The sequence below is a fragment of the Shewanella mesophila genome (assembly GCF_019457515.1).
Taxonomy (GTDB): Bacteria; Pseudomonadota; Gammaproteobacteria; order Enterobacterales; family Shewanellaceae; genus Shewanella; species Shewanella mesophila.
In genome coordinates, this window is sequence record NZ_CP080421.1 from 1,701,443 (window position 1) to 1,726,965 (window position 25,523).

The 25,523-nt window shown below is 45.0% G+C and carries 20 protein-coding genes; 15 read left to right on the plus strand and 5 right to left on the minus strand.

From position 1 onward, the window contains the following. Nucleotides 1-150: 150 nt before the first annotated feature. Nucleotides 151-1,320 (plus strand): RDD family protein, encoded by a 1,170-nt coding sequence (locus tag K0I73_RS07405; RefSeq protein WP_220064300.1) that lies wholly within the window; start codon nt 151-153, stop codon nt 1,318-1,320. 227 nt (nt 1,321-1,547) lie between these two features. Here K0I73_RS07405 and cysZ read toward each other — a convergent pair whose 3' ends face one another. Beyond that, nucleotides 1,548-2,321: a sulfate transporter CysZ gene (gene cysZ / locus K0I73_RS07410; RefSeq protein WP_220063844.1), complete on the minus strand. Its 774-nt coding sequence runs from the start codon at nt 2,319-2,321 to the stop codon at nt 1,548-1,550. 188 nt (nt 2,322-2,509) lie between these two features. On the opposite strand from cysZ, the gene K0I73_RS07415 reads away from it, so the two are divergent. The 8 genes from K0I73_RS07415 to K0I73_RS07450 all read left to right on the plus strand — a co-directional run bounded on the left by K0I73_RS07415 (nt 2,510) and on the right by K0I73_RS07450 (nt 14,580). After that, a complete protein-coding gene (locus K0I73_RS07415; RefSeq protein ID WP_220063845.1) occupies nt 2,510-5,914 on the plus strand; it encodes a chromosome segregation protein SMC in 3,405 nt (1,134 codons plus the stop codon). A gap of 23 nt (nt 5,915-5,937) precedes the next feature. Continuing rightward, nucleotides 5,938-6,960 (plus strand): cell division protein ZipA, encoded by a 1,023-nt coding sequence (gene zipA / locus K0I73_RS07420; protein ID WP_220063846.1) that lies wholly within the window; start codon nt 5,938-5,940, stop codon nt 6,958-6,960. 68 nt (nt 6,961-7,028) lie between these two features. Next, on the plus strand, nt 7,029-9,038 hold the full coding sequence (ligA, locus tag K0I73_RS07425) for an NAD-dependent DNA ligase LigA (protein WP_220063847.1): 2,010 nt from the start codon (nt 7,029-7,031) through the stop codon (nt 9,036-9,038). Nucleotides 9,039-9,170: 132 nt separating this feature from the next. Continuing rightward, nucleotides 9,171-9,656: a DUF2919 domain-containing protein gene (locus K0I73_RS07430; protein ID WP_220063848.1), complete on the plus strand. Its 486-nt coding sequence runs from the start codon at nt 9,171-9,173 to the stop codon at nt 9,654-9,656. 315 nt (nt 9,657-9,971) lie between these two features. Then, nucleotides 9,972-11,180 (plus strand): HD-GYP domain-containing protein, encoded by a 1,209-nt coding sequence (locus K0I73_RS07435; RefSeq protein ID WP_434086718.1) that lies wholly within the window; start codon nt 9,972-9,974, stop codon nt 11,178-11,180. Between the two features lie 65 nt (nt 11,181-11,245). Beyond that, the gene (locus K0I73_RS07440; protein ID WP_220063850.1) at nt 11,246-12,058 is read left to right on the plus strand and encodes a Rossmann-fold NAD(P)-binding domain-containing protein; all 813 of its coding nucleotides are present in this window, start codon (nt 11,246-11,248) and stop codon (nt 12,056-12,058) included. 65 nt (nt 12,059-12,123) lie between these two features. Then, nucleotides 12,124-12,744 carry a thiol:disulfide interchange protein DsbA/DsbL gene (locus K0I73_RS07445; protein WP_220063851.1) on the plus strand — a complete coding sequence of 207 codons (621 nt, stop codon included), beginning with the start codon at nt 12,124-12,126 and terminating at the stop codon, nt 12,742-12,744. A gap of 1,212 nt (nt 12,745-13,956) precedes the next feature. Beyond that, a complete protein-coding gene (locus K0I73_RS07450) occupies nt 13,957-14,580 on the plus strand; it encodes a sce7726 family protein (protein ID WP_220063852.1) in 624 nt (207 codons plus the stop codon). On the opposite strand, the gene K0I73_RS07455 is transcribed toward K0I73_RS07450, so the two are convergent. From K0I73_RS07455 to K0I73_RS07465, 3 genes are read right to left on the minus strand one after another with little or no spacing between them, the layout of a single operon-like run. Further along, a complete protein-coding gene (locus tag K0I73_RS07455) occupies nt 14,560-15,633 on the minus strand; it encodes a beta family protein (RefSeq protein ID WP_220063853.1) in 1,074 nt (357 codons plus the stop codon). The genes K0I73_RS07450 and K0I73_RS07455 overlap by 21 nt on opposite strands. Further along, entirely contained in the window at nt 15,630-16,172 is a 543-nt protein-coding gene (locus tag K0I73_RS07460; protein WP_220063854.1) for an ImmA/IrrE family metallo-endopeptidase, read from the minus strand. The genes K0I73_RS07455 and K0I73_RS07460 overlap by 4 nt, the downstream gene beginning before the upstream one ends. Continuing rightward, complete coding sequence (locus tag K0I73_RS07465) at nt 16,173-16,835, minus strand: hypothetical protein (RefSeq protein WP_220063855.1); 663 nt, start codon at nt 16,833-16,835, stop codon at nt 16,173-16,175. Between the two features lie 1,402 nt (nt 16,836-18,237). Here K0I73_RS07465 and K0I73_RS07470 point away from each other — a divergent pair. The 6 genes from K0I73_RS07470 to K0I73_RS07495 all read left to right on the plus strand — a co-directional run bounded on the left by K0I73_RS07470 (nt 18,238) and on the right by K0I73_RS07495 (nt 24,358). Next, complete coding sequence (locus K0I73_RS07470; protein WP_220063856.1) at nt 18,238-18,504, plus strand: DUF4212 domain-containing protein; 267 nt, start codon at nt 18,238-18,240, stop codon at nt 18,502-18,504. 12 nt (nt 18,505-18,516) lie between these two features. Then, nucleotides 18,517-20,235 carry a sodium:solute symporter family protein gene (locus K0I73_RS07475; protein WP_220063857.1) on the plus strand — a complete coding sequence of 573 codons (1,719 nt, stop codon included), beginning with the start codon at nt 18,517-18,519 and terminating at the stop codon, nt 20,233-20,235. Between the two features lie 186 nt (nt 20,236-20,421). Further along, complete coding sequence (locus tag K0I73_RS07480; RefSeq protein ID WP_220063858.1) at nt 20,422-21,066, plus strand: class I SAM-dependent methyltransferase; 645 nt, start codon at nt 20,422-20,424, stop codon at nt 21,064-21,066. Nucleotides 21,067-21,133: 67 nt separating this feature from the next. Continuing rightward, complete coding sequence (locus K0I73_RS07485; protein ID WP_220064301.1) at nt 21,134-22,981, plus strand: DUF294 nucleotidyltransferase-like domain-containing protein; 1,848 nt, start codon at nt 21,134-21,136, stop codon at nt 22,979-22,981. A 1-nt stretch (nt 22,982) separates the two neighbouring features. Further along, complete coding sequence (locus K0I73_RS07490; protein ID WP_220063859.1) at nt 22,983-23,663, plus strand: exonuclease domain-containing protein; 681 nt, start codon at nt 22,983-22,985, stop codon at nt 23,661-23,663. Nucleotides 23,664-23,776: 113 nt separating this feature from the next. Next, the gene (locus K0I73_RS07495) at nt 23,777-24,358 is read left to right on the plus strand and encodes a lecithin retinol acyltransferase family protein (RefSeq protein ID WP_220063860.1); all 582 of its coding nucleotides are present in this window, start codon (nt 23,777-23,779) and stop codon (nt 24,356-24,358) included. A gap of 82 nt (nt 24,359-24,440) precedes the next feature. On the opposite strand, the gene K0I73_RS07500 is transcribed toward K0I73_RS07495, so the two are convergent. Then, entirely contained in the window at nt 24,441-25,505 is a 1,065-nt protein-coding gene (locus K0I73_RS07500; protein WP_220063861.1) for a ketoacyl-ACP synthase III, read from the minus strand. Between the last annotated feature and the right edge of the window lie 18 nt (nt 25,506-25,523).

Consider the following 25,523-nt stretch of genomic DNA (forward strand, 5'->3'; position numbering starts at 1 on the left):
CATAATTAGAAAGTGGTTAATCCTAGTGCAAAATGGATCTGATTGCTAAGTTAATGATTAAACATAGTTTCGTTAATTCTATCGTCAAGAGATATTGCCGATTGTCTCACATGGAGTGGATGCGTGAGCCCGACTAAAGACCCAAAAACAATGGTAACCCCATTTGCATTTAATATCGCTCCCAGCGTGTTGTATACGCCGCTGGCCTCACCAGTAAAGCGCGGCATAGCCATCGCTATCGATGGCTTATTAATTAGCGTATTGGCCGAGCAGGCTGGTTGGCTGTTTATCTTACTCGTTGGGTTAACCCTGTTGATTGAACGCAGAAGTCATCAAATTGGTAAAGCGTTTAAATGGGCGCTCTATTTCTCCATGTTAATAATGACGATTTGGGTGACCAGCGATAACTTGATTGAATATAAACGTGGCTCAAATGCTCAAAGTGACTCAATCAACGACACCATAGGGATACGTGAGCCCAGTGTGAGCGCATCGTTAAAAATATTGCCCGATATTTTGGCGTTAACTATGTGTGAGACTCGTTCCTGCGCAGAGACTAAGCTCGTCAGCCTGATGGCAATCGTCGAGGGAATGTCGATAACTGCGCAAGAAAAGCGACAGATGTTGCTGCAGGTCATCTCAGAACTTGAACTTTCTCAAGAGGATATCAGCGAGCTATCACAGCTTGTCGTTAATCGATTTCCCATGGCGGCAGACTCTGAAGCCGCTTCCTCGTCTGAAGTATTAGACAGTCAAGCAGATAAGAGTAGCGATAATCTATCGCCCCAAGAGGTTGGTGCTCAATCGCCTAGTTCGCCGACTTCGAATCTTGATCGCACCCAAATATCGGGCGCCGAACCGTTAGTTGCCGCTTCTAATGAGGTAAAGGAACAAGATAACCCGGTTGTGTTGCCTGCCAATGACCAAGATGGAATTGAGGATAATGACAAGCAACCCTACAGCGTACTCGGATGGGCTAAAGGACTGCTCAATGACTTAGGCTTAGGTTTTGGTTGGGCGGCCTTCTATTTTACCGTGTTTACCGCGTGGTTTGACGGGCAAACATTAGGTAAGAAGCTGCTTAATATTCGGGTGATTCAGCTCGATGCCTCTAAGATATCGCTCTGGGATGCCTTTGGCCGCTACGGCGGTTATGGCGCAGGATTTGCCACAGGTTTACTTGGCTTTATGCAGATCTATTGGGATGCCAATCGTCAGGCGATACAAGATAAAATATCAGCAACAGTGGTGATTGATTTGTCAAAAACGAAACAGATCCCAGATACCAGTGCTGTCTTTTTAGGTGAAGGACAAGGTTAGATTAGGAAGAGCATTTAACAGTAACAGGAGCGCGTCATGATGAGCGCGCTTCTTTAGTTTGTTGAAATGGAGTTTGTTTGAACGTAGCTAATTTGTATCACTAGGTTGGCTTCTTTTATTCTCGGCTAAACCTCATATTTCAAGCCTTGTCCTCAAATTACGACATTCAAAACGCCTTGCTAAAAATCACTTTATTAAAGCGCGTTATTAAAAACCGACAATTAGCACTATTCAGGGGCTATTTGATCGTTTTTATAAGCTGCACGATACTTATCGACCCACATGGAGGTGGCACCGCAAATCGCCACAGGCATGACGATAAAGTTCACAATCGGGATCATCGAAAATAGCGTCACCGCGGCGCCGAAGCTGAAGCTGCTGCCTTTGGTTTGATTAAGGGCAAACTTCATATCTTGAAACGGTACCTTGTGGTTATCGAATGGATAATCACAGTATTGAATTGCCATCATCCACGCACTGAACAGGAACCACAACACAGGGGCTGCAGTTTGACCTATAAAGGGGACCCAAAACAAAATTAAAAACACGATTGCCCGAGGCAGATAATATTTAAGTTTTATCCATTCGCGTCCAAGGATACGGGGCAAATCCTTAATTAAATCTGTGGTAGTGCCTGTGTTGAGATTTTTACCAGTAAGGAACTGCTCGACTTTTTCGGCGAGCAAGCCATTGAAGGGCGCCGCTATCCAGTTCATGACCGAGCTGAACACAAATGATAAGACAACTAACAAGGTCAATACGGCTAGTGGCCATAATAAAAAGTTAAGCCAGCTCAGATAATCGGGCAGTTGGCTACTCACCCAATTAAATACCTGTTCAAGTTGCCCTATCGCAAAGTAGATCACGCAACTAAACAAGATGAGATTGACCGCCAGCGGGATAAATACAAATCGTCTTAACCCTGGCTGCTTTATTAGTCGAAAGCCATCTAGAAAATAGTTCACGCCACTTTTGGACGTAGAGCTTGCTTTTTGATTCATAGTGTTATCAATGTCATCCTTATCTGTGTTAGCAACGATTGTGTGTCAGCACAGAGCTAAAAACAAGCGCGAATTGGGCCTATTAGTGATAAAAAACGTTACAAAATGCGGCGTGCTTTGCTAAAGTGGCACCCAATAATAACGGGTGCATTTTAAGTGCCCCTAAAGATAACGACCTAACGGGCTCAATGAGACTCAAACAGATAAAACTTGCTGGATTTAAGTCGTTTGTCGATGTTACTAAAATCCCTTTTAATCAACCATTAACCGCCATTATTGGTCCAAACGGCTGTGGTAAATCCAATGTGATTGATGCCGTGCGTTGGGTGCTTGGTGAAAGCTCAGCCAAAAACCTCCGTGGTGATTCGATGGCCGATGTTATTTTTAATGGCTCATCGGCCCGCAGACCCGTGTCAGTTGCCAGTGTTGAGCTCTCTTTCGACAACCAAGATGGTCGGTTAGCCGGGCAATACGCTAGCTATCAAGAGATCGCGGTTAAGCGTCAAGTGAGTCGCGATGGTGATTCCTCCTATTTTCTCAACGGCCAGAAATGTCGCCGTAAAGATATTACCGATCTGTTTATGGGCACAGGTCTTGGTCCTCGTAGTTATGCGATTATCGAGCAGGGGACGATTTCTCGTCTGATCGAATCTAAACCCCAGGAGCTGAGGGTCTTTATCGAGGAGGCGGCTGGCATCTCTCGCTACAAGGAGCGCCGCCGAGAAACCGAAAACCGCATTCGCCATACCCGAGAAAACCTCGAGCGTTTAGGTGATATTCGCCAAGAGCTAGGACGACAAATCGATAAGCTTGCCGAGCAGGCGCAGGCGGCCAAACAGTATCGAGAATTAAAGCAGACTGAACGTCGTCAGGACGCTGAGCTCAATGTGTCTCGCTTGCTTGAGTTACAGGGACAATTAGAGAAGCTCAGTGGAGAAATTGCCGCACAAGAACTGAAAAAAAGTGAACTCGATGCAGCCAATCAATCACTGCAAGTCGAGGCCACTCAGCTTAAGCTTAAACTCGATGAACTCGATCAAGAAGAACATAGCCAAGTCGAAGCGTTTTATATCAATGCCACTCAAATAGCCAAACTTGAACAGTCGCTAAAACATCGCCAGCAGCAAGATGCCCATTTAAATGAGCGATTATCGACAACCCAACAAAAGTTGGCGTTAACTCGTGCTCAGTTGCTGGCGCTCGATGTGGGATCAAAAGCACTCGATGAGCGTTATCAGGATGCAGTGTCTCAGCAGCAAGCGGCCAAGCAAGCTATAGAGATTGTCGACGAGCAGGTTAACGAGGCGCAGTTGAGTCTAGAGCTACAAAGTGAACGCTTAACTCAGGTGAAACAGGCGCTGCATCAGCATCAATTACAATTTCAAGTTGCCCAGTCTGAACATAAACATTTAACCAGTAATCTTGCTCAAAAATCACATCAGAAATCGGCATTACAGAGCCAAATGAGTAAATTTAGCGCTGTTGATGGCGAGACAACACTGCAATTGCAACAGATCCAATGGGATAACTTAATCGCGCAAAGTGAGCAGTTAACACTCAGTAATCAGCAGAAGAGTCAGCAACTCAATAGTTTAGAGCAACAAGATAAGCGCTTGCAGCAGCAAATTGATGCCCTATCGCAATCGCTAGCGGAAGAGCGGGGGCGCTTTAATATTGTGGAGCGACTACTCCCCCATATGGAGGAGACTGATAGCCGAGCATTATGGCAAATGCTCGAGGTTGAGCCCGGCTGGGAAGTTGCGGTTGACTTGGCGCTCGATGGTGTCTTGACGCAAAAGGTGGATGTCGACGAGTCACAAGTTGGCTTCACCCCATATACCACTAAGCAGTGGCAAGGAGTACGTGCTCCAGTTAACTTAGCGCCTTGGCTTGAGCATCTGCGCTGGGCGACCGATCTCCCCAGTGCTAAGACAATGTTAGCAAACATAGCGCCTTATGAGCGCATCGTTACTGCCGATGGCTATCTGCTTGGTCACGGTTTTTTATTGCAAAAGAGCGAGCAAAGTAGTGCATTAGTCCAGCTAAAAATGGAAAAAGAGGCCTTAGTCGCCAGTATTGCTAATAGCGAGGAGAGTCTTGGGCTTTTACGTGAACAATCCCAGCTTATTGCTCAGCAGCTCATCGAATGCCGCAGCTTAAGTCAGCAAGGTGCCACTCAGCTACAAGGCACTCAGCTAGAGCTTGAGCGCATTAGGACACAAGTTGATGCGACCAAAGAACGTATTAGCCATGCGCAAGAGCAACAAGGGCATATCAAGGAGCAACTAGAGGCGCTGGCCGAAAGTGCGTTGATTGATGAACAGAGATTGCAGAGCATTGGGGAGCGTTTAGCCGAAGATCAACAACAAGCTCATGAGCTGCAAAAGCAAACGGAAACGGCATCAGTTAATTACAACGAAAGTAGTGCATTAACCAAGCGACTTAGATCCCAGCGTGATGATAGAGTGGCCGAGCTTAATAAGCATCAAACTTTGCTTCAGTCGCTTAATACAGAGATAGCCCTTAACCAGCAGCAATCGGGTCAATATCAACAGCGAATCCAAGAGTTAACCGCGAGTCTAGAGGCGCTTGGGCAGCAACTCGACGGCAGTCATCAAGCCGATGACGAATCATCATCTCAGATGCAGCAGCAATTGACCTCCGCGCTCAATATGCAGCAGCAAAAGCAGCAATCACTCGACAAATTACGCGCACGACAAGCCGAGTTGCAAACTCAACTAGATCAAATAGTATCGAAACAAAAACAACAGCTTGCAAAGATAGAACACTTGATTCAAGCTATTAGTGCATTGTCCTTACGTCGTGAGGGGATTAAAGGTCAGGCCGATAGCCAACATGCATTATTGGTTGAGCATGAAATTGATGTGCAAAGTGTTAAGAGTGAGTTAGATCCAAGTTTGTCCTTAGGTTCGAGGCAGAAAGCATTAGAGCGCACTCGTTCACGCATCGAACACTTAGGTGCGATTAATTTAGCGGCGATCGAAGAGTTTGAGCAGCAGAGCGAACGTAAGCACTATCTCGATAGCCAAGATGCCGATTTGACCAAGGCGCTAAATAGCTTAGAAGAAGCGATTCGCAAGATAGATAAAGAGACCAAAACCCGTTTTAAAGAGACCTTCGATAAGGTTAACCAAGACTTAGGCGTGCTGTTTCCCAAAGTCTTTGGCGGGGGGAGTGCGCATTTGGCGTTGACCGATGATGATCTGCTCGAGACAGGCGTGACCATCATGGCCAGACCGCCAGGTAAAAAGAATAGTACGATCCACCTGCTTTCGGGTGGAGAAAAAGCATTAACCGCTTTATCATTGGTTTTTGCTATTTTTAGACTCAATCCAGCACCTTTTTGTATGCTTGATGAGGTCGATGCACCGCTTGACGATGCCAATGTGGATAGATTTTGCCGCTTGGTAAAAGAGATGTCTCAAAGTGTGCAATTTGTTTATATTAGTCACAATAAGATCACCATGGAATTGGCTGATCAACTGATTGGTGTCACTATGCATGAACCTGGGGTTTCGCGTATAGTGGCCGTAGATATTGATGAGGCGGTGGCGTTAGCCGACGCAGGATAATTATGGGAAAAGCAGGATAATCAATGGAAAATTTGCAACTGGTATTGTTCGTGTTAGGAGCGATAGCCATTATCGCGGTACTTGTGCATGGTTTTTGGTCCATTAGAAGGCAGCAGCCTAAGCCGCTAAAAGAAACGCCGATGGCTGGACTCTATAAAGAGCAAAATAGAGATCGTGATGGCTTCGACGCTGACGGTATCGGTGCCGTTCGAGTGCGTAAGCTTAATACTGAAGAGCTTGACTCTTCGACTGAGATTGCGCCAGAGCAAGCTGATCAAAGTATGTCGGCTGTGACGCCCTCATCTGCCAATTTTGCTGGCGAACGTCAGTTCTCTTTATCAGATGAACCTAAGCAGAAAGCCCCCCGTCAACGCCAAGAGCCTACACTCTCTGGGAGTGCCAATGACGAACTAGAACAGATGGAGTTAGGTTTAGGTCAAGCACCTGCTCAGCCTTCGCTGTTTGAAGATCCTGTTTGTTCGCGTAAACCAGAGAAGGTGAAACCAAAGCCTGCTCCTCAAGAAGCCGCCAAGCCAGCGCCAGATGTGGTGGAAGCTCAAATCGCACAGGCTGAAGCCGAGCTGAGTGTCGAGCCACAACCTGAGATTGAAGAGGTTAAAGAGCAGCCTTTGGGCGACCCACAAGATGTATTAGTATTGCATGTGGTAGCAGAAGAGGGCGGTGAATTAAACGGTGCTGAGCTGTTGCCGAGTCTACTGACGTTACACTTTAAGTTTGGCGACATGGATATATTTCATCGTCATGAAGACAACGCAGGAACGGGTAAGGTTCTGTTCTCATTAGCTAACATGGTTAAGCCTGGGGTGTTTAATCCCGACGAAATGGAACAGTTCACCACTCAAGGTATCGTGTTATTTATGACATTACCCTGCTACGGCGATGCGCTAATGAACTTCTCCAATATGCTTAATTCGGCACATCAGCTTGCCGATGATTTAGGCGGCGTATTACTCGATGGCGCTCGTTCCCCTTGGGATGAGCAGAAAAAGCAGTCTTACCTGCAACGCATCCGCGCCCAAGCATAAACTAACTGATTGATATTATTTTAGAGGCCGCATCAGCGGCCTCTATTGCTTAATCTGGACGACATATAATGCAAGCTATACAGCAAGAGATACAACAACTTACTAATGAAATTAACCAACATAACTATCGTTATTATGTTGATGATGCGCCATCGGTTCCAGATGCCGAGTACGATAGATTAATGCGCCGTTTGCAAGCATTAGAAGCCCAGTATCCCGAGCTAGCGTTGGCCGACTCGCCAACCAAGAGAGTCGGTGGTGAGGCCTTAGCTAAATTTGAACAAGTCACTCACCTCAAGCCAATGCTGAGTTTAGATAATGTCTTTAGTGAAGAGGAGTTTAACGCTTTTCATAAACGGGTTAGTGATAAGACCACCGCATCGCCTCAGTTTTGCTGCGAACCTAAGCTCGATGGTTTAGCCGTGAGTATTTTATATCGTGATGGTCAGTTTGAGCGCGCGGCTACTCGGGGGGATGGCGCGGTAGGTGAAGATATTACTGAGAACGTGCGCACCATAAAATCGATCCCACTGAGCCTGCGAGGCGATAATTATCCACCGTTACTCGAAGTTCGTGGTGAAGTGTTTATGCCTAAGGCGGCATTTGAGGCGGTCAATGATAAAGCCCGCCAAAAGGGTGAAAAATTATTTGTTAATCCGCGTAATGCAGCAGCAGGGAGTTTGCGTCAGCTCGATAGTAAGATCACCGCGAGCCGTTCGCTGGCATTTTATGCCTATGCCCTTGGCGTGGTCGAGCCGGAGTCTTGGTCGTTAGCTCCAAGCCATTATGATCAGTTGATGCAACTAAAAAGTTGGGGCTTTCCCGTCAGCAGCGAGGTGAAGGTTTGTGACAATATTCCCGCCGTACTCGCATATTATCAAGATATTCTCGAGCGCAGAGCAGCCCTTGCATATGAAATCGATGGCGTCGTGCTGAAAGTAAATGATATTAGCCAGCAGAAAACCTTAGGTTTTGTCGCCAGAGCACCGCGCTGGGCGACCGCCTATAAGTTTCCTGCACAAGAAGAGATAACACTGCTAGAAGGGGTCGATTTTCAGGTTGGGCGTACTGGCGCTGTGACGCCAGTTGCCCGTTTAAAACCGGTATTTGTTGGTGGTGTAACCGTCTCTAATGCGACCCTACACAACGCCGATGAGATAGCGCGTCTTGGGGTACAAATTGGTGACAGCGTGATCATTCGCCGCGCAGGCGATGTAATTCCCCAAATTGTTGCCGTCGTAGCCGATAAACGTCCCAATGATGCTCAGCCTATTCTCTTCCCTACGGCTTGTCCTGTTTGTGGTAGTGATGTTGAGCGTATCGAAGGTGAAGCCGTCGCGCGATGCAGCGGCGGTCTATTTTGTGAGGCTCAACGTAAAGAGGCGATAAAACATTTTGCTTCTCGCAAGGCGCTGAACATCGATGGTATGGGCGATAAAGTTGTCGAGCAGATGATCGACAAAGAGCTAATCGAAAGCCCCGCCGATCTGTTTAAGGTCACCGCGTCTGCACTCACCATGTTAGAGCGTATGGGGCTTAAATCGGCTAACAATTTGGTTGCCGCGATTGAAGATGCCAAGCAAACGACCTTTGCGCGCTTCTTGTATTCACTGGGGATCCGCGAAGTGGGTGAGGCGACCGCAGCCAATTTGGCAAATTACTTTAAAACCTTAGATAGACTGATACAGGCCGATGCCGAAGACTTTATCAAGGTTGATGATGTAGGTGTGATTGTTGCCCAGCATTTAGTGCACTTCTTTGCGCAGCCCCATAATCTTGAAGTGGTCGAGGGTTTGATTAACGCTGGAGTCCATTGGCCAGCTATCGAAGAGGTCGCTGAAGAGGCCCTGTCTCTTAAAGGCCAGACTTGGGTATTAACTGGCACCTTAACTCAGCTAAATCGTAATGATGCCAAGGCGCAGTTGCAGGCCTTAGGCGCCAAGGTGGCAGGTAGTGTATCGAAAAACACCGACTGCGTGGTGGCAGGTGAGGCAGCAGGGTCAAAATTGACTAAGGCGCAAGAACTTGGCGTTAAGGTTATCGATGAAGCACAACTATTAGCGCTTCTCAATGGTTAACGATTAACCATCTGCTTAAGCAATATAAAGCGCCATCTATCGATGGCGTTTTTGTTTATAGGCTCGTTAGATATTGAATTTGGAGGAACTGCCTCCATATTGTTAACAAATAAAATAAAAAGAGAGCAGGATTTGAATTTTAGTCATATCAATTGGCTTGATGACAATGGATATTTTAAACCCCCACTGATGCTATACGTTATGTTGGCATTTGTTGGTCGTGGTTGGTGTGTATTTATTGCCTCATTAACCCAAGCCAGTGATAGGGCTGGACTCGTTGCGCTGATTTACCCACAAAAATCTGACTTTCTGCTGTCACTTGTGGCTGGCTTTGGCGCCTTGGTGTTATATGGATTGGTGATCGCAGAGCGTAAACGGGGGCCTTTATGGCTCAGGCCGCTGTTTAATCAGCTTAAGTGGTTGTTAACAATGCTGTTATTGATAGACGGTGGATTGTTATTGCAACGCTTGGTGCATAATCACTTTCTGTATACTTGGAGTTTCGGTCTTGATGCGCTGTTTCTATTTTGGAGCTTTATCTATATCGGTAAATCTAAACATCTCGCTTATTACCTAGGTGATTGGCGAACTGAGCAGCTCGATGATCGGCCTAAATAATATTGAATGCTAATGATCGAGTCTGGACGTTGTATGTAAAATAATCTTTTGTGATTCGGTGTAATTTTAATGCATAACATATAACCAAATAGTGAAAAGGGCAGTTCATGCGCCTCAGTAATGACCGTGTAAAATCTGTGCCAAATTCGAAATCTATTGTCAATTTTATGGCAATTTGTACAATTTGAGTTGCTATTGACTATAGTTATGTTATTAAAGTTAAGCTGGTTTTCATCTATTATGTTGTTATGTGCCAGTTTGACTCACAATCGATAAATAATCATAAAACGTGGGTTCATAATGGAGTTACTTCGCGTGGCGAAAGAAAAGCCGATCCAAATACCACTCTCGAAATTGCAAATTGGCCTTACGGTCAAGCTCCCCTTGTCTTGGAAGAACCATCCGTTCTTATTAAATCGCATAAAGATTGAAGAGGAAGCACAGATTGAGCTGATTAAAAGCTTAGGTGTGCCCTATGTCATTGTGCTCTCTGGCAATGAATTGATCGAAGAGGAAGAGAGCGAAGAAGTTAGCCAAGCTCAAGTGGAAGAGGTGGTTGCTGATCCCGTGACTGAAGCCAAGCTACAAGTGCGTAAATCGCTGCGATTAAGTCAAAAGCGTTTCATCGACTGTCTTAACGATAGTCGTTCTATGTTTAGTAAAATAGCCAGCGATCCTGAGGGAGCCTATCGAGAAGCGGCGACCTTGGTCGAGAACTTACTTGAACATATGTATGAGTTCAAACATCCACATCTCGCGCTTGTTTCTGCGGGGGAGTCAGATAACAGTGTGACTCAACATGGTATATCGGTGGCGGTGATCTCATTGATGATCGCCAAAGCGATGGAAATGTCAAAGTCAGATATGCGTGATATCGCCTTAGGGTGTCTATTTCACGATATTGGCAAACTAAGGGTGCCCGAAAGCATTCGACGTAAGAACACGCCATTAACGCCATCTGAAGCCAATTTTTTAAAGATGCACCCTAATTTTGGTAATGACATGCTGTCTAAGACAGGGTTATTTAATAAGGCCGTGCTCAATATCGTGTTGCATCACCATGAGTTTATCGATGGTTCTGGGTTTCCCGATGGACTCACCGAGAAGAAAATTCCTATTAGTACTCAGCTAGTGAGCCTAGCCAATGATTATGATGACCAACTTTGGAGCGATGTTAGTCGTTCGCCTCAAGTCGCACTAGGGTACTTGTTTAAAAACCATGCCGGCAAACATTCAGAGACCTTAATTTCAGTGTTAGTGAAGCTGCTTGGGATCTATCCGCCAGGGACTTTAGTGCAACTTTCCGATGGCTGCGTCGGTAAAGTGATGATGACCACCTCATCGGTTAAGCAGCCTCAAGTTTGGGCTTGTAATAGTGACGGCGGTGAACCTGGTTTGCGCTTTCTTATGCAAGAAGAGGTGTTTGTTGAGAGCGTATTAAAAATAGAGGAGCTTAAAGAGGGTGCCTTGAAGGTATTGCAGGTCGATAACGGGATTAGTTTTTATTTCAGTGGAATGCAATAACAGCCTTTTATGAGCGCGCCTATTAAGGTATTTTAGACTGACTATCCGTTTGTAAAGAAACTCCTATGATTCATTCTGTTGCCCTAGTTGGATGCGGTTGGTTTGGCTTACCTTTAGCACAAGCTTTGGTCGATAGAGGCTTTTCTGTTAGTGGTTCAAAACGAGAAGCAGCACAAGCCTTAGCACTGAAAGAGCTGGGCATCGATGGATTTGTATTAGATCTCGATGCTCAGCAGCCGCTCGACAGTGACCAATTAGCTAAACTTCACGCCGATGCGATAGTTATTAATATTCCCCCTGGACTTCGCCGTGGTGACAATGGCTATCTTGCACGGCTTGAACATCTTCGTACGCTGATGGGCGATCATCTCTATCAGCGCATTCTCTTTATTAGCACCACAGGCGTCTATCCCGCTAATGGTAAGGTGCAATATGAGGCGGATGCCATCGCGCACAACGATACCAGTGAGATACTGCTGCAGGCCGAAGCCATGTTTAGAGGCGCTGTTATTGTTCGATTTGCGGGATTGATGGGGCCTAAGCGTCATCCTGGGCGTTTTCTTGCGGGTAAAACGGGCTTAACTGGCGCAATGCTATCGGTCAACATGACTCATCTTGATGATTGTGTCGGCGGCGTCATGGCTATACTTACCCATAAAGGGCAATTGGCACCTGCTTATAATATCTGTTCACCGGATCATCCATGTAAGGCGGCGTTTTATCAGCGCGCAGCGGCAATGTTAGGTTTAGTTGAACCTGAATTTACCTCATCGGGCGATGATAGCGAGGATAAAGTGGTCGACGGCTCGCTCATTTGTCAGCAGCTTGGCTATCAATATCGCCATCAGGATCTATTTGAAATGCTCGAGTCTTGTTGAGCGCGTTTTAGCGGATCGATTGCTAAGCGCTATTTGTTAATATCTATTTTGTAAAAGAGTGAAATATGAAAAAACTAACCCAAACAATACGGTTTATCACATTGGCATTGACGGCGTTTTTTGCCACTCAATTAGCGGCGCAAACGCAGTTTATTGAAGGACGGGATTACATTAAGGTTGCCGGTATTCCAGAGGCAAATAAGCCTGTGGTGCGTGAGTTTTTCTCATACAATTGCCCCCACTGTTATCGCCAAGATGGGTTATTTAGTGCGACGATGGCAAAGCTTGATGCCAGTGTGGATTTTGAGCGCACGCCTGTAGGGGCTGGCCGCCCAAGTTGGCAGTTGAGTCAAGAAGCCTATTATCTTGCGCAAAGATTTAAAGTTACCTCTCAGGCGCACGGTAATCTGTTTAAGCGTATTCACGAAGGAAAAGGCGCCTTTACTCGCCAAGATGAGTTGATACAGTTTTTTGTTGAGCAAGGTGTTGCTAAAGCAGAAATCGATCAGGCGATTGCATCGGCTGATAGCAAGTTAGCCCTATCTAACTATGATACTCAGGCGCAGCTGGCTGGTATTCGCGGCGTGCCTTCACTATTGGTTAATGGTAAGTATCTGGTGACCTCTAAAACCCATTCTGCCGATGAGTTGTCGGCGCTGCTGAAATATCTTTCCTCACTTGAATAGTTGATACTTATTGCCTGTCCGGCGGGTGCAGTGCATGGAAGCACCAATGTCGTGATCACAGGGTCAGTGATGTTCCCTACACCACACTGATATTTCCCATATCCCTATGGGTCAGATGTGAGGGAACGACGTATGTGCAAGCGCTCTTTTGGCTCGGTGAGTGAAGCGTAGCTTCGTGCTTACGAACGAGAGGCAGGGATTGCCGAACTGGCTTTTAGATAGGGATATCGTTGTGAGCACTTCCATGTGGGCTCTGCGAAATCATCTGACCTCCAAGGACGGAGGGAATGCCGAAAAATGTCTGGAACATTTTCGGCCATGATTTCGAAGGCCAAAACCGTGCTTACACCTATCTCTAACGCTTCTTCGATTGGACTTCATTTGATACGACTAATGAGTTAAAGGCTAAGAAGCTTTTGCCCCAAAGTGTGTAGGCCTTGGAATGAAGGTATGGCATTTTTTGGATTAGCCTTAGTTGCGTTTGGCAGCATCTTATTTGTTAAGTGTATTTGAAGGTCACACCTTCACTGTTACTAATCGCCTGTCCGGCGAGGAATGTGCAAGCACTCTTTTGGCTCGCTGTGAATATGTCCCTATACGCTCCACGGCGGCATCCCTGCCACCAAGGGCCAAAACCGCGCTTACACTAGGTGATTTTATCTCTGCGATTTAGCTTCATTTGGTGTGAGTGGCGAGTAAAAAGCTAACGTGCTTTTGCCCCAAAGTTTGGTGGCCTTGGAATGAAGGTTTGGCATTTTCTGGATTAGCTTATGTAGCATTTGGCTGGGTGGGAATGGGTTAAGTGAGCTGAAGGTCGTACCTTCAATGGGAGTTAATTGCCTGCGGCAGGCTCATGTGCAGATACTGCTTCGGGACGCTTTGCGCCATCCTTGGCCGCTTAACGAAAACATCCATGTTTTCGATACCCTCAGCTGCATCTACACTAGGTTATTTTCTCTCTTCGATTTAGCTTCATTTGGTATGAGTGGCGAGTAAAAAGCTAAGAAGGTTTTGCCCCAAAGTGAGTTACGCCTCCAAATTACACAATCGTACTCAATCAACTTTGATATACAAAAAGTAATAAGAGTCAAAAGACAAGACCTGACCCCGAAGTTCGGGAAAAATACTAATTAATAGGGTGTCAATAATATGCTTGCTGATAGGCAAGTGATATACGATAATGCTGTTTGTATATACAGTTAAGTGGCATAGATGACAGAGCTAGAAATTAAAAAACTAATAGTAAGGTACTTTCTAGAAAAGTATGAAAATTTTGTTGTTGGTTCTGAATTTTCATTTCAATTTGGTGAAAGACGAGCGGATCTAGCATTGCTGGATGATGGCTACTTAACTGCCTTTGAAATTAAAGGTTCTCGTGACACTGTATCTAGATTGAGTTATCAAATTGAAAGCTATAAAAAGTTTTTTGATTTTTGCTTTGTTGTGTGTGAACCAAGCAATTTGGCTGAAGTACGAGCAACGATTTCAAGAGATGTAGGCATCTTACTGGTCGAAAGAGGTACAATTACTCATGTTCGCCAATCAAAACAGTTCAAACGACACGATAAAAGAGTGTTATCCAGTGCGCTAAGTGTTCAAAAGTTGAGTGCGCTATCGAAAGGAAGCAATTTAAGATCGAAGCATGAGTTATGCGAGTACGTATCAAAAAACAATACTTTAGATTCATTAAGACAGTTATCAAGAAACGATTTTAATGAAAGGTATGGAGTGGCCTCAAAACTATTGAAACAAGAAGCCACTCTTCATTTGACGTCGGATGATATATACACAATTACAAAGAAAGCCCCGTCATCACTAAAGCGAAGAGTCACCTGACTCTCTAAGTAAAATTCGGCTTTTAATGTAGTAGTTCATGCGAACTGATATCCAAAATGCAGGGCTGATACCTGATGGATTATCATTTGCTGCCGCTTGAATCTCTTCATCAGCCCAAACACCAAGCGGTTTATATGATGTTGTATCTATAACGGTGTGCTTTGCGGCTCTTACATACCCACCATTATTTCTACGATACCTCTTATAAGTGAATGATTTTCCATTTAAAGATGCAATATCAACCCTAGGGACAAAAGTGCCGCCTTTCATTTCAATTTGCTCTGTGTTAATTGAAACGTAGTCACCATATTTGATTGGGAACTCTTCACTAATACCCTGATAGATATCTTCTTCACAGATCCTAAACTCACCTGCAATATCTTCACCACCAGTTTGAGCGACATTCGATGGGAAACTAGAGCAGAGCATAACAACGGCTTCGATTTTATCTTCGAATGGCTTCGTACCTGAACACGCATCAAGGAAAGCATCTACTACATCTTGAATGGGTTTATTTCTTACAAATTCAGCATCTAAAATAACGTAGAGTTTACAATTTTCGCTTAGGTTATTTACTATGGGTGTTAGGTAATACTCAACTTCTTTGTCACTTAAGTCATATGGTAATCTAACCGCTAGAAAATCCGTCCTAACAGAAGTACTTCTTACGAATTCTTCAACATCTTCGAACTTACCGTTATCATCTTCATACAAATGAACCATAGGAACGATATTCAAATCACTATGAAGATCAAATAGAAAATACTGCCACTCTTTAAAGCCATTATGTTCTGACAATAATTGTTCAATTTGAGGATTGGTGTAATTTTCGTCTGTACTCAAATCAAGTATAAATGGTCGTTTCTTTTGAATTTCGGCAATTTTCGACATACGACGATATATATCGCCATCAGGTGCTTTTTTCGTTTTTCTCGATTTGGTTAGTTCATAGATTGGCAAAATCTTTGAAAAATCATCATCATTGATGTGTTCAAAACATCGAAGTTCGCCATCTCTCGTCTTTATGATCGGAAAATAGACAAATTCACTCATAGATTATGTCCGTCATAGCCAAGAACCTTGGCTCTAATTCGAACGGCATGAGATGACACTTGGAAGTGCATAGCAACATCTTCAACCTTTGAGGATACGTTTGCAATAAAATTCTCGAAGGCATCTTTTGGCATCAATAGTGATGCCGCGAAATTATTGGCCTCGGCCTCCATCCAGTTTGTATCCCCATTTCTAAAGAAAGTTTTATCTTCAAAGCAATCACTGTTAGCAGCATGGCGTATGCGGTGTGCAATTTCGTGGGCTATCGTAAATCTTTGTCTATGTGGATGGTGTAGTGAGTTAACAGTCATAACCCAACTACCTGACTTTTTCTCTTTCTTTAGTGAGCCTGATTCTTCATCTTGCATTGGCTCATATCTAACGGCAATCCCTAGGTGTCTGGCCAATTCAGATACATTGACAGGGTCAGTCTCTAGTCCCTTACTTTCAGCAAGGGTTATTAGATGTTCAGGTGTAGACAAATCTTCAAATTCAGTATCCGCTTGAGTTTTTCTACCAGATTTTCTAACAAATGCCATCTATTGTTCCTTTTTGACAAGTAGGGTTTCTTTGTCTTCAGCTTCGGTCATATCTAACTGAGCAACACGTTCTGAAATGATTTTTATTTGTTGGCGTAAGCTTTGGTTTTCTGTTTCTAAGAGTTGCAAGCGATCAAAAGCACCACCTACAGTCCTTACTGACGCTTCATACTCAGAAACAGTAGTTTCTAATTCACTTTGTACAACTCGTAGTCGCAGCTCCGCCTCATTTTCAACCTTTGAATTGAGCACGTGATTGAAAGTGTCACTATGCATATACTTTTTTGTGATTTCTTCGGCTTTTTCTTCTGATGTGCTTTTGATGTAAATCACTGATATAGCGGCGATCAAACCGTTAATGGCAATAAGAAAAGTAATTATTGTTTGATAGAAGCCTGTTTGAAATGACCACACATCTTTCAGGCTAATCAATGTCCCACTTTTAACTAATTCGCCAACAATATGTGAAGTAAACGGGTCATTGATATTATCAGCATTAGCAAGCGCAACGGAGTCGGCATAACCAAGGTAAGATAGTAATGATGGAGATGGCAAGCATACAAGTAATGTCAGTAGCGCAATACAGAAAATTAAGCATGTGATTACGCTTACAAAAAAGATTGTCTTGTAGCTGCTAGGGCTAGTGGGGGTATCCTCTGACATGCTTCCGTTTCATCTGTTGTAATTTTTTGTAGCTTACTATACATCTGATTCATATAAAATAATTTAAGTCAATGTGGTTGCATATTTCAGAGTAAAAACCGATAGGGTCAGGTCTTGTCTTTTGCTTTTTGGTGGCAGTTTTCTATCAGGTTTAGCTATTTGTCATACCTGAAGTTATTAGTCATTTGCTAATGTTTGATTTTCCAAAACACATTTTTGTCCAAAAATGATTCACCATTGACAGTCCTGTGGATACAAAATAAAGCTAAATCGAAGAGACAAAATGACCCTGTGTAGATGCGGCTGCGGACGTTGATGGCAGGGATGCCATCGTCGAGCCTCCACGGATGGATTCACGGCGTGTAGCAGCAGTATCTGCACATTCCTCGCCGGACAGGCGATTAATTACAGTAAAGATACAAATTTCAAAGACACTCTACCAACACTAATTCAGCCAAATGTTAAACCACAAAAATGCCAACCTTCATTCGAAGGCCAACAAACTTTTGTCCAGAAATGAGTTAACTTGTGATTGCCCAAGAGGTACCAGTAAGGTCAAATCGAAGAGATAGAAAACTCGGTGTGAACACAGTTGTGACCTTCCGAGGCATGGACGCCGAGGTAGAGCTCACATGGAAGTGCTCGTAGCGCGTCACAAATGTGTTTGCACATGAGGCCTGCTGCAAGCGATTCAAAACAATGAAGGTTAACGCTACCATCAGCCATACCAAAAACCAATTCAGCCAAATGTTATAAGCCAAAAATGCCAACACCTTCATTCGAAGGTAAACCCTCTTTTGTCCAAAAGCTTCTCACAAGGTCAAATCGAAGAAATAGATAACTCGGTGTAGGTGCGGCTGTGACCTTTCGTGACATGGATGTCACGGCAGAGCCTACAGGGAATGTACTTGCGGCGTGTCACAGAAGTACCTGCACGAAGAGGTCGCTCTTTCACATTCTGTGATCACGACATTTTCGCATCCATGCACTTCACCTGCGGCAAGCAATTCATAACAATATAAGTTAACGCTACCATCAGCCATACCAAAAACCAATTCAGCCAAATGTTACAAGCTAAAAATGCCAACACCTTCATTCGAAGGCCTGCATCCACCTATGCACTGCACCTGAAATCCACTCTAGAGTTAATAATCTAAACCGCATTAGGACTGTTTTTTTGTACATTTTGTTTACATTTTAGCTCGACCTTAGTCTAATGTAAGCGTTTGATAAAATTGATGCTTTACGTGCGCGTAAACTAGTATCTATTTGTTTTTAAATTGTTAATTTAGGTTTCTCTGAAAGGTTTACGTTGGCGTTAGACTAAGGTCGCGATTGTTGTTATATCCCTGCTTGCTAGATTAATCGATGACTTAATAATAATCAGCACAGGGGAGTCGCAATGGCTTTTGAAAATAACGAAAAGGCAGAGGGTTACTGGCGTGAGAATTTACGCTTAGTTCTTGGACTGCTAGCAATATGGGCCGCAGTATCATTTGGCTGTGGCATTTTACTGGTTGATGTACTCAATGAAATCCATTTTATGGGCTTCAAGTTAGGCTTCTGGTTCGCTCAACAAGGGGCAATGTACGTATTCGTTGCACTTATATTTGTCTACGTGGCGAAAGCTAATGCGTTAGATAAAAAATATAACGTTCAAGAAGATTAAGGAGTAACGAGTATGGATGTGCAAACTTTAACCTATCTTATTGTCGGCTTTACCTTTGCGTTGTATATCGGTATCGCCATTTGGTCTCGTGCTGGTTCGACTAAAGAATTCTATGTTGCAGGCGGTGGTGTACACCCTGTGATGAACGGTATGGCAACTGCGGCTGACTGGATGTCTGCGGCATCATTTATCTCTCTGGCGGGTATCGTCTCGTTCGTGGGATATGATGGTTCGGTTTACCTTATGGGTTGGACCGGCGGCTATGTGTTGCTCGCCCTATGTATGGCGCCTTACTTGCGTAAGTTCGGTAAATTCACCGTGCCTGACTTTATTGGTGACCGTTACTACTCACAAGCGGCGCGTACGGTTGCGGTTATCTGCGCTATCTTTATCTGCTTTACCTATATAGCAGGTCAGATGCGTGGTGTGGGCGTGGTGTTCTCGCGCTTCTTAGAAGTGGATGTCGAAACCGGTGTTTATATCGGTATGGCCGTGGTGTTCTTCTACGCCGTACTCGGTGGCATGAAAGGGATCACTTACACTCAGGTGGCGCAATACTGCGTACTGATCTTCGCTTTCATGGTGCCAGCTATCTTTATCTCTGTGATGATGACAGGTCACATCATACCTCAGCTTGGCTTTGGCGCTGAATTGGTCGATGCCGCAGGCAATGGGACTGGGGTCTATTTACTCGATAAACTCGATGGTCTATCGGCTGAGCTGGGCTTCTCCCAGTATACCGAAGGCTCAAAGAGCATGATTGATGTCTTCTTTATTACTGGCGCACTGATGTTTGGTACTGCTGGTCTGCCTCACGTTATTGTGCGTTTCTTCACTGTACCTAGAGTGAAAGATGCGCGTATCTCTGCAGGTTGGGCATTAGTATTTATCGCTATCATGTATACCACTATTCCTGCTCTGGCTGCGTTCTCTCGTGTAAATATGATTGAAACCATTAATGGCCCAGAGTCTACTGGTGTTGCTTATGAAACGGCGCCTGAGTGGATTAAGAACTGGGAAAAGACGGGTCTAATTAAGTGGGACGATAAGAATGCCGATGGCAAGATTTACTATGCTAAAGGCGACACCAATGAGATGAAGATTGACCGCGATATCATGGTACTTGCGACCCCTGAAATTGCTAATCTTCCTGCTTGGGTGATTGCGTTAGTGGCAGCAGGTGGTTTAGCGGCGGCGCTGTCAACCTCGGCTGGTTTGTTGTTGGTTATCTCAACTTCGGTATCACACGATCTACTGAAGAAAAACTTTATGCCTGATATCTCTGACAAGAAAGAGTTGATGTATGCTCGTATCGCGGCGGCATTAGGTATTGTGATGGCTGGTTACTTTGGTATTCATCCTCCTGGGTTTGTGGCTGCAGTAGTAGCGATTGCCTTTGGTTTAGCAGCGTCATCACTGTTCCCAGCGATTATCATGGGGATCTTCTCAAGAACCATGAATAAAGAGGGTGCGATTGCGGGTATGGTAACGGGTCTAGCCTTTACAGCGGCCTATATTGTTTACTTCAAGTTTGTGAATCCTGCCGATAATAATCCTGCAAACTGGTTCCTTGGTATTTCACCAGAGGGGATTGGTATGTTGGGCATGATCATCAACTTCGGTGTGGCATTTGTTGTGAGTAAGGTGACAACAGCAGTACCGCAAAATGTGGTTGATATGGTTGAGTCTATTCGTTTCCCTAAGGGGGCGGGTGAAGCTCACGATCACTAGATGCTGACATCTAAACGCTGATATAGCGATATAGATATCGTGATTAGTAACAAAGGAGCGCTTGCGCTCCTTTTTGCTATTTACTATTTAACTGTGTGGATAGAAGGACTGTGTGGATAGAAGGGTGATTGATATTTACCCGATTTGTGTATTAGAGTGAGATAGAATAATTTTGAGGCTAAGCTATTGGATCATAATCAAATAAGCGTTAATACTTTTAATAAGCTGGCGCAAGTTTATCAAGATAAGTATATGAATTTGCCTCTATATCATCTCACTTATAACGCGTTGTGCGACCGCATCTCTTCCCATGATAAGGTTCTCGATATTGGCTGTGGTCCGGGCAATATTAGTCGCTATCTATTAGACCGAATGCCTAGTATTGACCTATTGGGCACAGATTTAGCGCCTAACATGGTTGAGCTGGCACGTCGTAATAACCCCGAAGCCCATTTTGAGGTGATGGATTGCAGGGCGGTTGCCCAGCTGTCAGGAAAGTTCGATGCGATCGTGTGTGGTTTCTGTTTTCCCTATCTTAATAAAGAGGAGGTTAACGCCATGATAGGCGCCATGTCATCACTCCTTACAGACACTGGGGTCTTGTATCTCAGTACCATGGAGGGAGATTACTCCGCTTCTTGTATGCAAACCTCCAGTCGTGGCGACAAGGCATTTATCTATTACCATGATGGCGACGAACTGACTCAGCGACTGCATGACAATGGTCTCATTCTTGTGTGGTCGCATCGTCAAGATTATCCTGAGCGTGGTGATGTCGACCTGTTTTTAATCGCCAAAAAGGGGCGTGATAGCGCGCCATCTGGCCTTTAGTCGAATAGCAAGTGGCTGCTTGCTAAGGCTATAGTGCTAGTATCATCGCTAAATCATGAGACAGATTATGGACGCTAGCGAGTTACAACCGATCACCCAGTTTTTAAGTCAGTTAACCCCATTTGATAGCTTGTCGCCGACAAGGCTTGAGCTGTGTTGCCGTGCATTAACCGTTGGCTATTATGGTAAGGCTTCTATGTATGTGCCCCTCGATGAGGCGCATCCGCAGCTCTATATTGTTCGCAGTGGTGCTTTTGAGGTACGCAGCGAAGATGGCGATCTGATTGATAGACTCGGTGACGGCGATTTTTTTGGCTTTCCGTCGTTACTCTCTGGCGATAAAGTGAGTAACCGGGTGCAAATTTTAGAAGATGGGCTGGTTTATCATCTCGATCCCGATACCTTTAATCAGCTTCGTAGCGAGAGCCGTGAGTTTGACCGATTCTTTAATCGTGCTTTTGCAAAGAGATTGCGGCATCAGAGTCGCTTCAAAGCAAAAGAGCTTGGTTCGACAAACCGTGTTAGCAGTCTCATGTCAAAACAACCATTGACCTTAGATATTAATGCTACGGTGACCGATGCGTCGAGAATGATGCGTGATGCTAGGGTCTCTTCTGTGCTTATCATAGATAATCATAAGTTGGCCGGCATTTTAACCGATAGAGATCTGCGTAATCGGGTGCTTGCCGAAGGATTAGACGGCCAGTTACCGGTTCATCAGGCCATGACTCGCTCGCCAACCACCTTAGCCTCTAGCGCTTTGGTATTCGAAGCCATGCTGTTGATGAGTCAGCATAATATTCATCACCTGCCAATCATCGACAATGATCAAGCCGTTGGGGTGATCACCAGTACCGATATCTTACGTGGTCAAAGCTCACAGCCGCTGTTGCTCATTGGTGAGATTGAACGCCAAAATAACCTCGATAGTCTTATTGGTGTGAGTAAGCAGATCCCCCTCTTGTTGCAAAACCTGATCAGTGCCGATGCCAGAGCCGAGGAGATAGGTCGAGTGTTAACCTCGGTTACTGACGCGCTAACGCGGCGACTTATTGTGCTTAATCAACAAATTCTTGGTGAAGCACCTATGCCATTTTGTTGGTTGGCGTTTGGCTCTCAGGGTCGACAAGACCAAGCTGCCTGCTCCGACCAAGATAATGGCTTATTACTGGCGCATGAGATGGATGAATATGCCGAAGGTTATTTTGAGGCACTGACTAAGGCTGTGTGTGCCGGCCTTGATAAGTGTGGCTATGTTTATTGCCCCGGCGACATTATGGCGCAAAATCCTAAGTGGCGAATGACATTGAAGCAGTGGCAAGCTAAGTTTGAGAACTGGGTTGTCCGCCCCGAGCCCAAAGCATTAATGCATGCCAGTATCTTTTTTGATATGCGCAGCGTGTACGGACCGTCGAGTCTGTTTGATAGTTTGCAATCGAGTGTGCTTGAGTCGACTAAGGATAACGATATCTTTTTAGCGGGCATGGCTGGGAATTCACTGCAAGTATCACCACCGCTGGGTTTCTTCAAAAAGTTTGTCCTTGAGCGTGATGGTCAGGAAGTGAAGGGGATCGATCTTAAGCATAAAGGCAATGCGCTGATCAATGATATTGCTCGGGTCTATGCGTTGTCGGCGGGGATCAAAGAGGTTAATACCGCGAAACGCATTCGATTACTGATGGAGCAAAATATCATTAACCGTAAAGATGCGCTCAATCTTGCCGATGCCCATGAGTTTATCGCCCATATGCGTCTGTCGAATCAAGGCTATCAATTTACCCATAACCAGCCGTTGAGTAATTATTTGATGCCGCAACACCTTTCGTCCTTAGTGCGGCATCAACTGAGGGATGCGTTTAAGGTGGTGCATGATGCTCAGGCTGGCATAAAGCTCAAGTTTACTCGGAGTTTCTAACTTGCTTAATCATCAACTGCTCAAGAGTCGTTTATGTTGGCGCGCCTTTAAAGCGCAAAATCCCACGCTTAAACGCTATCATCAAGCATTGATAGAGACCCTTGGTAAGCCTGTCTGTGATGTATCCTTTGCGGCTGTAGATCTCGAAATGACAGGGCTTAACCCAGTGTTCGATCAAATCTTGAGTATTGGCATAGTCCCGATTCGGCATAACCAACTTATTCTAAGCGAGGCGGATCATAAGTTGGTGCAGATCGATGGCAGCGTAGGGCAGAGTGCGACGATTCATGGCATATTGGATGTGCATTTACAGCAAGCGATCACAGTGGATGAGATGATGCAGTGGTTCTTGACCGAGACCATGGGCAAGGTGCTGGTGGCCCATCATGCGCCGTTAGATTTAGCCTTTTTGCAGACTGCTCTGGTACAAATGAGTCATGAGAAGGTAAAACTCATGGCCGTCGATACCTTAGCGCTGGAGAAAAAACGCTTACTGCGTCAACACGAAGTGCTCAAAGAGGGAAGCTTGCGACTTGGCGCCTGTCGAGCGCGTTACGGATTACCTGTCTACGCCGCCCATAATGCGCTCATTGATGCGCTTGCCTGTGGTGAACTACTCCTTGCTCAGATAGCGGCCAAGGGGGATGCAAAACACCTTAAGGTGAGTGAGTTGTTTTGCTGAATATGTTAACGCAATAATCTAATCGATAGAGTTGGTTACATTTTATTCGTTTATCTTTTATTTCAAACTGCCATTATTGGCGGTAATGATCAGGCTGATAGATGGAGTGACACATGGCATTACCGTTGATCTGGTTGGGTGGTGCAGCGTTGGGCGCGTTATTGGTTGCTGATGAGCGTAGCAATCAGAAAAAATTAACCTTAGATAGGCGGCTTGGCAAGGCTCCTAGGGCGCACGATGACAAGCGAGCATCACCGCTACCCCCTAGCGTATTTCATTTAGGAGAGGTAAAAGTGAAGCCTGAGCCTGGTGCTGTCATCTGTTGCTTTGTATTTGGGGTGATTGAACATACTGGTATTTGGCTGGGGGAAGATGCCTTAGTTGAGCTTCATGGTAGCGGCTTAGTCAGGCCTATCTCCTCTAAACGTTTTTTAGCTGGGCGCACGGGCAGCCGAATTTTTCAGGCATGTGATCATCAGCATCGCGCGCTCATTGCGCCTAAAGTCCTTTCGCGTGCAGAGCAGGCTATCTATCAATACCGAAACTACGATCTGTTTGACAATAATTGCCATCGATTTGTGTGGTCATGTATTACGGGAGAAGAGCTGAGTATTTCGAGTTTTGATAAATTTAACAAAATCTTAGGTAAGTATTTTCAGCAAGCTATCTATTGGGATGAGATAATACCTGCTTAATAAAGGTGATCGATTATTGATTCAGATTGATATAAAAAACGCCAGCAATTGCTGGCGTTTTTGGATGAATTATCGCTACGAGTTAACCACAAAAATGCTTAACGGCTCCAGCAACTAACTCAATCCCTGTCTGCTCACAAGGTGGAAGCTCAGCATCAGATTCATTAATTGGTGTAACGCGATCGCCCCATTTGAACAAGACTGCCGCAGAGGTTAACCCTGCACCAAATGCACAAGATAATATAGTTTGATTAGGCTTGATCATCCCTTTTTCTAACGCATCGCAAATCGCAATTGGGATAGTAGCCGCAGAGGTATTACCGTAGTTAGCAATGTTTACCACAGCTTTCTCTTTCGGGATCTTCATGCGGCTAATTAGGGTATCGATGATACGCTCATTAGCTTGATGTGGAATAACCCAGTCGACGTCATCTTTATCAACGCCACATTTCTCAAGTACGGTTTTACTCAGTTTACCCATGCCAGAGATCGCACGCTTAAAGATCTCTTGGCCATTGAATTCGATAAAGAAATCAAGTGATGCAGCGTTGAATCTGTCCATCGCAGTACCGAAACCAGCCTTAAGAATCTCACGGCCAGCAGGATCATTGTTAAGCTCATAGCCTAGAACACCGCCAGGTTGGTCGGTCGCTTCAACCACAACCGCACCCGCACCATCGCCGAAAAGTACCGCAGTTTCACGGCGAGACCAGTCGAGATAGAATGATAGGCGCTCTGCACCAATCACAAGTACGCGCTTAGATTGGCCGCATTTAATCTGTGAACTTGCTAGGCCAAGGCCATAGAGGAAACCACTACAGGCGGCATTGATATCAAATGCACCACAGCTTGCGCCGATGTTGGCCTGCACGGTAGAGGCGATATTAGGAATTAAGGTATCTGGGCTAGCAGTCGCTAAGATAATAAGATCAATATCGCTGCCTTCAAGACCCGCTGCAGCAAGCGCGCGTTTAGCGGCAACTGACGCGAGCTCAGAGGTATTAACATGACTAATGTGGCGTTGACTGATCCCTGTACGCGGCTTAATCCATTCGTCAGATGTATCGATAAATGTCGCAAGGTCATGATTTGTAAGCGTTGCGGGGGGAACACATTTTCCCCAACCTGTTATGGTGGCGTACTGCATCTTATATTCTCTCAAAAA

What these genes read in the sequence shown, in the direction of transcription:
- K0I73_RS07405 (WP_220064300.1), top strand. Translation starts at nt 151, where the DNA reads ATGGTAACCCCATTTGCATTTAATATCGCTCCCAGCGTGTTGTATACG.
- cysZ (WP_220063844.1), bottom strand. Translation starts at nt 2,321, where the DNA reads ATGAATCAAAAAGCAAGCTCTACGTCCAAAAGTGGCGTGAACTATTTT.
- K0I73_RS07415 (WP_220063845.1), top strand. Translation starts at nt 2,510, where the DNA reads ATGAGACTCAAACAGATAAAACTTGCTGGATTTAAGTCGTTTGTCGAT.
- zipA (WP_220063846.1), top strand. Translation starts at nt 5,938, where the DNA reads ATGGAAAATTTGCAACTGGTATTGTTCGTGTTAGGAGCGATAGCCATT.
- ligA (WP_220063847.1), top strand. Translation starts at nt 7,029, where the DNA reads ATGCAAGCTATACAGCAAGAGATACAACAACTTACTAATGAAATTAAC.
- K0I73_RS07440 (WP_220063850.1), top strand. Translation starts at nt 11,246, where the DNA reads ATGATTCATTCTGTTGCCCTAGTTGGATGCGGTTGGTTTGGCTTACCT.
- K0I73_RS07445 (WP_220063851.1), top strand. Translation starts at nt 12,124, where the DNA reads ATGAAAAAACTAACCCAAACAATACGGTTTATCACATTGGCATTGACG.
- K0I73_RS07450 (WP_220063852.1), top strand. Translation starts at nt 13,957, where the DNA reads ATGACAGAGCTAGAAATTAAAAAACTAATAGTAAGGTACTTTCTAGAA.
- K0I73_RS07455 (WP_220063853.1), bottom strand. Translation starts at nt 15,633, where the DNA reads ATGAGTGAATTTGTCTATTTTCCGATCATAAAGACGAGAGATGGCGAA.
- K0I73_RS07460 (WP_220063854.1), bottom strand. Translation starts at nt 16,172, where the DNA reads ATGGCATTTGTTAGAAAATCTGGTAGAAAAACTCAAGCGGATACTGAA.
- K0I73_RS07465 (WP_220063855.1), bottom strand. Translation starts at nt 16,835, where the DNA reads ATGTCAGAGGATACCCCCACTAGCCCTAGCAGCTACAAGACAATCTTT.
- K0I73_RS07470 (WP_220063856.1), top strand. Translation starts at nt 18,238, where the DNA reads ATGGCTTTTGAAAATAACGAAAAGGCAGAGGGTTACTGGCGTGAGAAT.
- K0I73_RS07475 (WP_220063857.1), top strand. Translation starts at nt 18,517, where the DNA reads ATGGATGTGCAAACTTTAACCTATCTTATTGTCGGCTTTACCTTTGCG.
- K0I73_RS07485 (WP_220064301.1), top strand. Translation starts at nt 21,134, where the DNA reads ATGGACGCTAGCGAGTTACAACCGATCACCCAGTTTTTAAGTCAGTTA.
- K0I73_RS07495 (WP_220063860.1), top strand. Translation starts at nt 23,777, where the DNA reads ATGGCATTACCGTTGATCTGGTTGGGTGGTGCAGCGTTGGGCGCGTTA.
- K0I73_RS07500 (WP_220063861.1), bottom strand. Translation starts at nt 25,505, where the DNA reads ATGCAGTACGCCACCATAACAGGTTGGGGAAAATGTGTTCCCCCCGCA.